The sequence below is a fragment of the Arthrobacter sp. BB-1 genome (genome assembly GCF_006151685.1).
GTDB lineage: Bacteria > Actinomycetota > Actinomycetes > Actinomycetales > Micrococcaceae > Arthrobacter.
This window is the reverse complement of sequence record NZ_VDEV01000014.1, coordinates 20558-32191: the sequence shown is the minus strand read 5'-3', so window position 1 is coordinate 32191 and position 11634 is coordinate 20558. Positions and strand designations below refer to the sequence as shown.

9 protein-coding genes are annotated in these 11634 nt (G+C 66.1%); all 9 read right to left on the bottom strand.

The genetic code is table 11. The features are described 5' to 3' along the window. Window positions 1-4 precede the first annotated feature (4 nt). Window positions 5-1345, bottom strand: a complete 1341-nt coding sequence (ftsW, locus tag FHJ30_RS08385) for a putative lipid II flippase FtsW (RefSeq protein WP_139028856.1) — start codon at window positions 1343-1345, stop codon at window positions 5-7. Window positions 1346-1347: 2 nt separating this feature from the next. Continuing rightward, the gene (murD, locus tag FHJ30_RS08380; protein ID WP_171058970.1) at window positions 1348-2922 is read right to left on the bottom strand and encodes a UDP-N-acetylmuramoyl-L-alanine--D-glutamate ligase; all 1575 of its coding nucleotides are present in this window, start codon (window positions 2920-2922) and stop codon (window positions 1348-1350) included. Next, the gene (gene mraY, locus FHJ30_RS08375) at window positions 2904-4013 is read right to left on the bottom strand and encodes a phospho-N-acetylmuramoyl-pentapeptide-transferase (RefSeq protein WP_139028854.1); all 1110 of its coding nucleotides are present in this window, start codon (window positions 4011-4013) and stop codon (window positions 2904-2906) included. Before mraY ends, murD begins: the two co-directional genes overlap by 19 nt. Next, complete coding sequence (gene murF, locus FHJ30_RS08370) at window positions 4010-5476, bottom strand: UDP-N-acetylmuramoyl-tripeptide--D-alanyl-D-alanine ligase (protein WP_139028853.1); 1467 nt, start codon at window positions 5474-5476, stop codon at window positions 4010-4012. The genes mraY and murF overlap by 4 nt, the downstream gene beginning before the upstream one ends. A 6-nt stretch (window positions 5477-5482) precedes the next feature. Continuing rightward, the gene (locus FHJ30_RS08365; protein ID WP_139028852.1) at window positions 5483-7159 is read right to left on the bottom strand and encodes a UDP-N-acetylmuramoyl-L-alanyl-D-glutamate--2,6-diaminopimelate ligase; all 1677 of its coding nucleotides are present in this window, start codon (window positions 7157-7159) and stop codon (window positions 5483-5485) included. Window positions 7160-7241: 82 nt separating this feature from the next. Then, window positions 7242-9038 (bottom strand): penicillin-binding protein 2, encoded by a 1797-nt coding sequence (locus FHJ30_RS08360; RefSeq protein ID WP_139028851.1) that lies wholly within the window; start codon window positions 9036-9038, stop codon window positions 7242-7244. Window positions 9039-9088: 50 nt separating this feature from the next. Further along, window positions 9089-9817: a hypothetical protein gene (locus FHJ30_RS08355; protein ID WP_139028850.1), complete on the bottom strand. Its 729-nt coding sequence runs from the start codon at window positions 9815-9817 to the stop codon at window positions 9089-9091. Further along, window positions 9814-10806 carry a 16S rRNA (cytosine(1402)-N(4))-methyltransferase RsmH gene (rsmH, locus tag FHJ30_RS08350; protein WP_139028849.1) on the bottom strand — a complete coding sequence of 331 codons (993 nt, stop codon included), beginning with the start codon at window positions 10804-10806 and terminating at the stop codon, window positions 9814-9816. Before rsmH ends, FHJ30_RS08355 begins: the two co-directional genes overlap by 4 nt. Before the next feature lie 165 nt (window positions 10807-10971). Next, the gene (gene mraZ, locus FHJ30_RS08345; protein WP_009358613.1) at window positions 10972-11400 is read right to left on the bottom strand and encodes a division/cell wall cluster transcriptional repressor MraZ; all 429 of its coding nucleotides are present in this window, start codon (window positions 11398-11400) and stop codon (window positions 10972-10974) included. Window positions 11401-11634 lie beyond the last annotated feature (234 nt).

The following is an 11634-nucleotide window of genomic DNA, read 5'->3' as shown; positions in this document are numbered from 1 at the left end:
AGGGCTAGGCACGCTTTCTTGCAGTCTTCTTCCGGGCCGCGTCTTTCCGCGCCGGCTTGGCCTTGAACTTGAGCATCCGCTTGGGACGGATGGACGGGGCCATCTGCTCCCTGGCCAGGGAGAGCACCACCCCGATGGCGCAGAGCGACATCAGCAGGGCGGATCCGCCGTAGGAAATGAACGGCAGGGGCACGCCGATCACGGGCATCAGGCCGGTCACCACGGACATGTTGACCGTGGCCTGTCCCAGCAGCCACACCATGATGGTGCCGGCCAGCACCCGGTGGAACATGTCCGCCTGCGCCACCACCACGCGGTAGATCGCCGCGCCCAGGATGGCGAACAGGATGAGGACGACGACGGTCCCCACCAGTCCGAGCTCCTCGCCGATGATGGCAAAAATGAAGTCGTTGTGGGCTTCGGGGATCCAGCTGTACTTCTGCCGGCTTTGCCCCAGCCCTACGCCGAACCAGCCTCCCGAGGCGAGCCCGTAGAGCCCGTTGGTGGCCTGGTAGTTGGCGTCGATGCCGTCGGCGCAGGACTCGCCGGTCCACCAGGAGGTGATGCGGCACATGCGGTTTGAACTGGTGACGGCCATGACAGCTGTTCCGGCGGCTGCCACCAGGCCCGCGATGCCGAAGAGATACAGGGGCGCCCCGGCGAAGAAGAGGGCGGCAGCGGTAATCATCATGATGATCATGGCCGTTCCGAGGTCGTTGCCCACCAGGACCAGCACAACGATGATGATGGCCATCGGGACGGCGGGGACGGCCACATGCTGCCAGCGGCTGAGGAGCTTGCCCTTCCTGGCAAGGACGGTGGCCATCCACAGCGCGAGGGCCAGCTTGGACGCTTCGGACGGCTGGAAGGTGATGCCGCCGAGGTCGATCCAGTTCTTGTTGCCGTTGACCTCCGTGCCCACAAGCTGCACGAGTCCCAGGAGGGCCAGGGCCGCGATGATCGCCGGCCACGCCAGCCGCCTGAGCCATACGACGTTCACCCGGGAAAGGACGAACATGGTGAAGATGCCGATCCCGGCGAACATGCCCTGCTTCAGCGCGTCCCCGTACGGGGACTTCCCGGCGGCGATCGATTCGACACTGGAGGCGGAGAGCACCATCATGATGCCGATCGCCGTCAGCGCCAGGGTGGACCCCAGGATGAGGTAGTAGGTGGAGCCGTTCCTGGAGGTGCCGGTTCCTTCCAGGGCCGACCAGAACTTCCGGTAGCCGGCACGGAGGCGGGTAACGGCTGTCGCAGGCCGGGTGGCCGGTGATGCCGAGGAACCGGGACGTGGCTTGCCGGCCTGCTGCTGGGCCGGCGGTCGTGTTGGCGTGCTGACCATTGTTACTCCTCGCCGGTCTGGGCCTGCCCTTCCACCAGCTCGCGGACAGCTTCGATGAAAGTGTCACCACGGTGAGCGTAGGAAGAGAACTGATCCATGGAAGCAGCTGCCGGGGCCATCAGCACAGTATCGCCGGAGCCGGCCAGCTGGGCTGCTGACGCAACCGCCCGGGCCATCACCGGCTTCCCGGCTGCGGGGGAACCGGCCTGGATGCCGTCTGTTGCAGCAGTCTGCACCTGTTCAGTGTCACCCGCCGCCGGCTGGATCACCGGGACATCGGGCGCGTGTCGCGCGAGGGCGCCGGCCAGTGCGGACGTATCTGTCCCGATCAGGACCACCGCCTTGAGCCGGTGCGCGTGCTCCCGCACAAGGTCGTCGTAGGTCACGCCCTTGGAGAGGCCTCCCGCGATCCAGATGACGTTGTTGAATGCGGCGAGTGACGCGGCTGCCGCATGCGGGTTGGTGGCCTTGGAATCGTTGATCCACAGGACTCCGTTGTGGCGGGCGACCGGCTGGATGCGGTGGTCCCCGGGAACATAGTCCTGGATCCCCTGCCGCACGGCTTTGGGCTCCACGCCGTACGCGCGGACCAGGCCTGCCGCCGCCAGGGCGTTGGCCACCATGTGCCGCGGCGCAATGGCGCCAAGGTCGGCCATCGAAGCGAGCTCCGCGGCGCTGTCCCTCCGCTCTTCGATGAACGCGCGGTCCACCAGCAGGCCTTCCACCACGCCGAGCATGCTGATGGCGGGGGTAAGGGTGGTGAAGCCCACCGCCCGGCAACCCTCCACCACATCGGCGTTTTCCACCATGCGTTCTGTTTCGATCTGCTCGGCGTTGTAGAGGCAGGCCTTTTGGGTGCGTTCGTAGACCTTGGCCTTGTCCGCAAGGTAGGAGTCGTAGGAGCCATGCCAGTCAACGTGGTCCTCGGCGACGTTGAGGCACACGCTGGCCACGGGTGAGATCGACTCGGACCAGTGCAGCTGGAAACTGGAGAGTTCCACGGCGAAAACGTCGTACTCCACCGGGTCCCTGAGGGCATCCAGGATCGGGGTACCCACGTTGCCCACGGCGATGGCCTTCAGTCCGGCGGCGCGCAGCATGGATTCGGTGAGGCCCACCGTGGTGGTCTTGCCGTTGGTGCCGGTGATCGCCAGCCAGTCCGCCGTCTTGCGGCCTTCCCGCACGCGCACCCGCCAGGCGAGTTCGACGTCGCCCCACACCGGGATGTGCGCACGTGCAGCGGCGGCGAGCAGGGCCTGGTCGGGCCGCCAGCCAGGCGATGTCACGATCAGCTCCGGAAGCTTGCCGTCGATCTTGGGCAGGTGGGCCACTGCGTCATCCCCGAGCAGGACGTCAGCGGCGCCAACGATCTTCAGGGTATCGGCGTGGGCTTTCGCAGTGTCGCTGGTGGCGGCGTCAACCACCACCACGCGGGCACCGAGTTCAATCAGCGTGTCAGCGGCGGCGAACCCGGAGACCCCAATGCCGGTGACTGCGACCCGCAGCCCGGCCCAGTCGGAATCCCAGCTCACGAGCTCCTGGAGGCGGGGGGAAACGGTCACAGCAGCACAACCCATTCAGCGTAGAAAATTCCCAGGCCCACGGCGACGAAAAGTCCACCGAGGATCCAGAACCGGACCACCACCGTCACCTCAGCCCACCCCTTCAGTTCAAAGTGGTGCTGCAGCGGTGCCATCTTGAAGACGCGTTTACCGCCGGTGGCCTTGAAGTAACCCACCTGGATGATCACCGAAAGGGTGATCAGGACGAACAGCCCGCCGATGATTCCCAGCAGCAGTTCGGTCCTGGAGAGGATGGCGAAACCTGCGATTGCGCCGCCGATGGCGAGGGAGCCGGTATCGCCCATGAAAATCTTGGCTGGCGAGGTGTTCCACCACAGGAATCCCACCAGGGCGGCGCTCATGATGGCGGCCAGCAGGGCCAAATCCAGCGGGTCCCTGACCGTGTAGCACCCGCTGCCGGCCTCCCGGGGGGACCCGCAGGCCTGGTTGCTTTGCCAGATGCCCATGAGGGTATACGCGCCGAAAACCATGACCGAGGCCCCGGCAGCCAGACCGTCAAGGCCGTCCGTCAGGTTCACCCCGTTGGTTGCCGCGGTGACGATCAGGTTGGACCAGATGACGAAGAGGATGGCGCCCAGCACGGTTCCGCCGAAGGCGAGGTCCAGCCAGGGCAGGTCCCGGACCAGGGAAATCTTGGTGGAGGCCGGCGCGAGGCCGTCCTCATCGGGGAAGTTGAGGGCAAGCACGGCGAAAATGACGCCCACTGCTGCCTGCAGGATCAGCTTCGCTTTGGCGTTGAGCCCCAGGCTGCGCTGCCGCGAGATTTTGATGAAGTCATCCAGGAATCCGACCAGCCCCATGCCCACCATGAGGAACAGCAGGATCAGGGCGGAGGCGGAAGGGCCTGGGGAATCCGGATTCACCATGAGCATGATGAGGTGCGTCAGCCCGTAACTCAGCAGGACCGCTGCCACCACCACGGTTCCGCCCATGGTGGGTGTTCCGCGTTTGGTGTGGTGGGACGTCGGGCCGTCGTCGCGGATGAACTGGCCGTAGCCGCGGCGGACCAGGAGCCGGATGAACAGCGGCGTGCCCACCAGGGAGCAGAGGAGGGCCAGCCCGGCGCCGATCAAAAGTGCAATCACAGCAGTGTGCTCCTTTCGTCGGCGGGCTGCGGGGTTTGTGGGGGTAATGCTATCCGATCGCCCAAATGGCGAAGCCCCACGCTGTTGGAGGACTTGAACAGCACCAGGTCGCCGGGTTCGAGTTCCGCTTGCAGCAGCTCGTAGGCGTCGTCGGCGGTCTCGGCGAAGACGCATTCGTCTCCCCAGGAGCCTTCCTGGACGGCAGATACGTAGAGGGCCCGGGCTTCCCGGCCCACTACCACCAGCCGGGAAATGTTGAGGCGCACTACTTGGGTGCCGACGGCTGTATGCTCCCGGATCGAATCCTCGCCGAGTTCGAGCATGGCGCCCAGGACCGCCCAGGTGCGCCTGCCGCGGCCGAGGTCGGCCAGTGTTCGCAGGGCCGCGCGCATCGACTCGGGGTTGGCGTTGTAGGCGTCGTTGATGACGGTGACGCCGTCCTCCCGCTCGGTGCGCTCCATGCGCCAGCGGCTGGTTGCCGCCTGGTTGCCCAGGGCGTCGGCGATGTCCGGGCCCGCAACCCCTGCTGCCCAGGCAGCTGCCGCAGCGGCAAGCAGGTTGCTGACATGGTGGGCGCCGATCAGCCGGCTGCTGACGTGGTAGGTCGTGTCCCCACCGGGAAGGAGGAGGTCGAATTCCGGGTGGCCCTCCGCGTTGGTGTCCGCGTGGAGCGCCTGCACGGCGGCGTCGGGCCGGCCTTCGGCAGAGAATCCAACGACGGCCGCTGAGGTGCGGGCGCGCATCTCCGCAACCCTCTCGTCGTCGAGGTTGATGATGGCGGTCCCGGAGGCTGCCAGGCCTTCCACGAGTTCGCCCTTGGCACGGGCGATGTTCTCAACTCCCCCGAATTCGCCGGCGTGCGCTGTCCCCACGCCGAGCACCACGCCGATGTCCGGTTTGACCATCTCGGCCAGGTACTCAATGTGGCCGATGCCGGTGGCACCCATCTCGATCACGAGGTAGCGGGTGTCAGCTCCGGCGGTGAAGACCGTGAGCGGCACCCCGATTTCACCGTTGTAGGACCCCCGCGGCGCCACTGTGGCACCCTGCCGGGAAAGTATGCCGGCGAGGAGGTCCTTGGTGGTGGTCTTTCCGGCCGAACCGGTGATGCCGATAACTGTCAGGTCGTCGTTGGCTTCCGCGCGGGCGGCGCGGATCCTGCGGACAGCTTCCGCGGCCAGCGCGCCCATCGCGAGCACGGCGTCGGGAACCACCACGGCGGGGTACGGAGTACCGTCCGGGGCTGCTACTGCGCGCTCCACGAGTGCCAGGGTGGCGCCCGCGGTGAAGGCGGCTTCGACGAAGTCGTGCCCGTCCGCGTACTCGCCGGGTTTTGCGACGTACAGGGACCCCGGCGTGGCCTCGCGGGAATCGGTGACCACCGAAAGAGGCGTGATCCCGGGCTCGGCGTCCAGGCGCCCTTTAGTGATGTCGGCGATTTCCGCCGCAGTAAATGCAATCATCTCGGTCTAGGACTCTATCCGGTCGTCTTGGAGAACGTTGAATCCCCTGGCTGTCAAGGCGCTGCGCAGCTCCACCCTGTCATCCAGTGCGAGGTTGACGCCTTTGACCTCCTGCCAGACCTCGTGGCCGCGGCCGGCAACCAGGATGGTGTCCTGGGGCCGTGCGAGTTCCACGGCGCGCTGGATGGCCTGGTCACGGGGAAAAACCTCCAGCACCTGGCAGGGCAGGGACTCGCTTGCCTGGGCTTCCAGGGCCCCCGCGAGGACGTCGGCGCGGATGGCTGCCGCGTCCTCGTCGTGGGGGTCGTCGTCGGTGACGATCACGGTGTCTGCGAGCCGGGCGGCGATCGCGCCCATTGCGGGGCGTTTGCCCTGGTCGCGCTGGCCCGTGGCACCGAACACCACGATCAGCCGGGAACCAGGTTCCGGCGACCGGACGGCTTCCAGCGCCCTGGCCAGTGCGTCCGTGTTGTGCGCAAAGTCCACCACGGCGGCCGGCTGCTCGGAGACCAGCTGCATGCGCCCCGGTACCGCCACGGTGAAGGGGTCGCCCTGATCCAGCGCAACCTGCAGCGTCGCGGCGTCAACTCCGCCGGCAATAACCATCACCACGGCGAGTGCTGCGTTCGCCACATTGAAGCTGCCGGGAAGTCCCGTGTGGACGTTCAGGATGGTTTGGCCGGGCCCGGTGAGGGTGAACTCCGTGCCAAGCCCGCGCGGCCTTGTCCCAGTGACGGTCCAGTCGGCACTGTTCCCGGGCACCGTGCTGAGTGTGGTGACAGGCACCCCGGTGCGGGCTGCGAGGCGGCGCCCCCATTCGTCGTCGACCGTTACCACTGCTGTCCGCGCACGGGCGGGCGTGAAGAGCTCGGCCTTCGCGGCGAAGTAGTCCTCCATGGTGTGGTGCAGGTCAAGATGGTCCTGGGTGAGGTTCGTAAATCCGGCTACATCGAACTGCACCCCGTCCACCCGCTGGTAGGAGATGGCGTGCGAGGAAACTTCCATCGCAGCCGCAGCAAGCCCGTTCTCCTGCATCAGCGCCAGCAGACCGTGGACGTCCGGGGACTCCGGCGTGGTCAGGACGCTCGGAACCGGTGCGCCGCCGGCGAGGATCTCGATGGTGCCGATCAGGCCGGACTTTTTGCCGAGGGACCTCAGCAGCGAGGTGATGAAGTAGGTGGTGGTGGTTTTGCCGTTCGTGCCCGTCACGCCGAACAGCTGCAGCGGCGCCCCGTCCCGGCTGTGGCGGTAGATCATGGCGGACAACGTGCCCACCGCGTTCCGCGGAGCATCAACCACCAGCACCGGAACCGACGTGTCGGAGGACAGGGCAAGGAGGCGGGCACCGGCGTCGTCCGTCAAAATGGCCGCGGCTCCAGCCGCAATGGCCTGGGCGGCGAAGTCGGCCCCGTGGCGGGTTGCGCCCGGAAGGGCGACGTACAGGTCACCCCGTTCCACCGTCCGGGAGTTCAACGAAATGCCGGTCACCGCCACACCGGCGGAGGTTCCCGGAACTGTGACGCCGACCGCCTCGCCGATGCTGTCCAGCCGGACGGCATCAACAACGGACGGCCGGAAACGGGGCTGGCCCGGTACCACCGGCGCAGGTCCCTGCGGGGCTTGTTCGTCCTGTGCAGGTCCCTGCGGGGTTGCACTGTGGTGGGACGGATTGAACTCTGACAAGGGATCTCCGATGGTGCTAGTGGACCGTGCCCGGCATGGATGAACCGTAGCAGCGGCGGCTGCTCCGGATGCTGCCGGGGTGTTACTTGGCGAACTGGGGCAGTCTGGCCGGTTCACCAGTTGATGGCTGGACGTTGTAGGTCCGCAGTGCCTGGCTCATGACCGACCGGAAGACCGGCCCGTTGGTAATCCCGTAGATGCTTCCCTTGGGCCGCTGGAGTACCACCTCCACAATAAACCGCGGATCATCCATGGGTGCCATGCCCACCATGGAGGCCGTGTAGCCGCAGAACCCTGACTTGCCGTCGTCGCACGGAGACTCGGAGGTGCCCGTCTTGGCTCCCACCCGGTAGCCGTCGATGCCCGCGTCCTTGATCTGCCCCTCGGTGACTGCGCTTTCGAGGATGTCCTGGACCTGCTGGGCGGTGTCCTCGGAGACGACCCGCCGCGGTTCCGCGGCCGGAACCTTCTCCTCTGTTCCGTCAGCGGACACGTAGGAGTCGATCAGGCGCGGCTGGAGCATCACCCCGTTGTTTGCGATGGACTGGAACGCACGTACGGTCTGCAGCGTGGACTGCGAGACGCCCTGCCCGAACAGGACTGTGTATTCCTGCCGGCCGTCCCACTGTTCCCAGGGCGTGAGGATGCCCGAGGCCGTGGCAGGCAGTCCGATATCCGGGGCCTCGCCCACTCCGAACTTCTTCAGCCAGTCATAGCGCTGTTCCTTGCTCAGGCGCTGCCCGGCCATGACGGTGCCGGTGTTCATCGAATAGCCCAGGATGCCGGCCAGGGTCCGCTCCTCGGTTCCATGGGCAAAAGAGTCACTGAAGGTCTGCCCGTCCACCGTGTAGGTGGGTCCAAGGGTGAAGGTATCGAGGGGCTTGGCTTTGCCTTCCTCAATGAGGGCGGCCGCCGTCATCATCTTCTCCACGGAACCGGGCTCATAGGCCGCCGTCACGGCACGGACGCCGCGGTCCTTGGCGGCCACCCTGCCCGGGTCATTCGGGTCCGGCGAATTCGTGTCGGCCATGGCAACCAGGTTGCCCGTCTTGACGTCCATCACGATGATGACGCCCCACTCGGCGCCCAGTTTGTCCGACTGGCTTTGGATCGCCTGCTGGGCGAAATACTGGAGGTCCGAGTTGAGGGTGAGCTTGACGTCCTTCCCGTCCTGCGGCGGCGTCAGTTCGTCCACCCCCACGGGGATGCGCAGGCCGTCGGCCCCGATCTCGAACAGCCGTTTGCCGTCCGAGCCCTTCAGGAGTTCGTCCTGGGTCTGTTCGATGCCGGCCTGGCCGGTGGTGCCGTCCTGGAGGAAGCCGATGATGCCGCCGGCAACAGAGCCGTTGGGATAGACGCGCTTGCTGACGCCTTCCGTGACGATGCCGGGAATCTGCAGCTGCGAGATGCGGTCCTCGACGTCAGGCTTTACGTCCTTGGCCACGATGTAATACGGCTGCTGGCCGGTCACGGCCTCGCGGATGGCGTCCTTCTCCATGCCGAGGGCAGCAGCCAGTTCCGTCAGCCCTTGTTCCCGGCTGACGTCAACCAGCTTCTCCTTGGCGTCGTCCAGGCGCTTGAAGTTCTCGGTTTTTGTGTTGACCCTCTGGTCCACCACCACGTTGTAGCGGATCACGCTGTTGGCCAGCACCGTGCCCCGGGAGTCCAGGATGCTGCCCCGTTCGGCCGGCAGGACGGTTTGCTTCATCCGGCTGTTGAGGGCAGCTTCCGCCATGCCCCCTACATCGAGTCCCTGGACAAGGAAGAGCTTGCCGCCCACCACCAGCAGGAGCGTCAGCATAATGCCGAGCCCCAGGCGCAGGCGCTTGGTGGCGTTGGGCACCTTGCTGTTGACTGCCTTGCCGGACCTCTGCGCCACCGTGAATTCCCTTGCTGCTCGATCCTGCTGCCTGTCAGACCTGCCGTGTGTTACTGCCCGGGCACCTTCTGCTCGGGTGCGGGAACGGATCCGCCGTGGAGCTCCACCGCGGCAGCTGCTGCGGCAGCCGGTGCGGGAACGCCGGCAGGCGGACCTGCGGGAGCGGGCGCCTCTGGAGTCGCCGCCCTGGATCCCGCAGCTTCGGCTGCTGCGGCACCCTGGGCAGCTGGGGCTGCCGCTTCTGTGGGTTTGCGGCTGGCCAGCGGTTCGCCCTTGGTTGCCGGCGGAACCACAATCAGCTGGCCGGGCACGGCGGGTGCTGGAATGATGGCCCCTCCGGAGCTGCCCTTAACTGCCGGTGTCGCCTTGCCCGTGACGGACAGGGTGGACAGGTCGATCTGGCCCTTGACGGTGGAGGCGACCATGCCGAGCTCCGACGCTTTGGCGGCCAGGTTCTGGGGCGCCTCGAAGTTTTGCACCTGCTGGGTGAGGTCCTGGTTCTGCTTGGTCAGTGTGCTTTGCCTGGCCCGCAGCTCCACCAACTGGTACTGCGCCGTGGACACCGAGATGTTCAACACCAGCACGGCCACCAACGCCACGGCGAGCATGGCGAAGCACAGGACTACGAAAGGTGCGCGGCGCTTGCGGGGTACGGTGCGGACCACGGACAGCGGCGTCCGGCCCTTCCGGCCGTCTCCGGGAGCCTGTGCCGGAAGGGCCCTGCTGGCCGCCGAACTGCCGGTTGCGGCGGGAAAGTTCTTGACGGCAGCGGTGCTCATGCAGCTCTCCTGGCTCTGATTCGTTCCGCCGCGCGCAGCCTTGCTGATGCGGCGCGCGGGTTTTCGGCGATTTCGACGGCGGTGGGCACCTCAGTGCCTTTGGTCAGGGTCTTCAGCTCGGCCTTGTGCTCTTCCAGCTCAACCGGGAAGCCGAGCGGGGCCGAGGATTTGGAACGGGCCTGCAGGACGCCCTTGACGATCTTGTCCTCAAGGGAGTGGTAGGACATGACCACAATGCGTCCGCCCAGCGCCAAGGAGTCCACGGCGGCCGGCACGGCACGCTCAAGGACGTCGAGTTCTTCGTTGACCTCGATCCGCAGCGCCTGGAAAGTGCGCTTGGCAGGGTGCCCACCGGACTTGGCGGCCGCTGCCGGAACCACGGCCCGGATCTGCTCCACGAGCTCACCGGTTGTGGTGAACGGCTTGGTGGCACGGGCGGCGACAATCCTGTTGGCGATCCGCCCGGCGAACTTCTCCTCGCCCCACTTCCGGATGATCCTGACGAGTTCCTCTTCGCTGTAGTTGTTCACCACGTCCGCGGCAGTCTGGCCGCGGCTGGTGTCCATCCTCATGTCCAGGGGGGCGTCGAAGGAGTAGGCGAAACCGCGTTCGCGTTCGTCCAGTTGAAGGGAAGACACACCAAGGTCCATCAGGATGCCGTGGACCTCGGAAACGCCCAGGTCCGCCAGGACATCCCGTATCTCGTCGTAGACGGCATGTACCAGGTCCGTGCGGGCCGCGAACGGTGCCAGCCTTTCGCCGGCGAGGGCGAGGGCTTCCTCATCCCGGTCTATGCCGATCAGGTGCAGATCCGGAAAGCGCTGCAGCATGGCCTCGGAGTGGCCGCCCATGCCCAGGGTCGCGTCCACTACCACCGGCGTTTCGCCGCGGAGCCTGGCCGCCTCGAATCCAGGTGCCAACAAATTGATGCACCGGTCCCGAAGGACCGGCACATGGCGTTCGGACGTTGGCTTCGGGTGTTCGTTCATGCCTCGTCCTTTCTCGCCGTCGGTGTCGCCTTGGGGTGCTTCTGGGACCAGATCCCCATCCGCGCCTATCGTCCGCCAGCCTGGCTCCGGGGAAGTGAGCCAGGATGGCCAGCCGATGGGCGGCTGGAGATCTCATCCAAGAAGCTGCCTGCTGTCCCGTTCCGGTCAGAGAATGCCCGGAATGGGGTCATCAGTTTCGGAGAAGGCTGTTTCCTTCTCCGCGAGGTACTCGTTCCAGGCCTGGGCATCCCAGATCTCGGCCCGGGATCCAGCGCCTATCACGGCCAGTTCCCTGCCGAGGCCTGCGTACTCCCGGAGCGCGGGTGGAATGGTAACGCGCCCCTGCTTGTCAGGTACCTCGTCAGAGGCTCCAGAGAGAAAGACGCGGATATAGTCACGTGCCTGCTTTGAGGAGATTGGCGCCTCCCGCATTTGCTCGTGGACCCGCGCAAATTCCTTCTCACTGAAGACGTAGATGCAACGCTCCTGGCCCCTCGTGAGCACCAGCCCGCTGGCAAGTTCCTCCCGGAACTTCGCGGGGAGAATGATCCGCCCCTTTTCATCCAGACGTGGCGAGTGAGTGCCCAGAAACACTGGCCCACCGCCTGTCCGCTGTCAGGAACTGCACATCCCCTATGTTGCAACCACCCTCTTATGTCCTCCACATTACTCCACTTTCCCCCACAGTCAACGCAAACGCGGCTGGTGAGCGGCCTAGTTATGGGAAAAGAACGGCGAAATTGCAAGGATTCATGGCGGTGGTGGAAAGTGGAGGACTTTTCCATGCAGGGGTGCCACCTCCTCCCCGGGCGCGGCATCCAGCTGCCG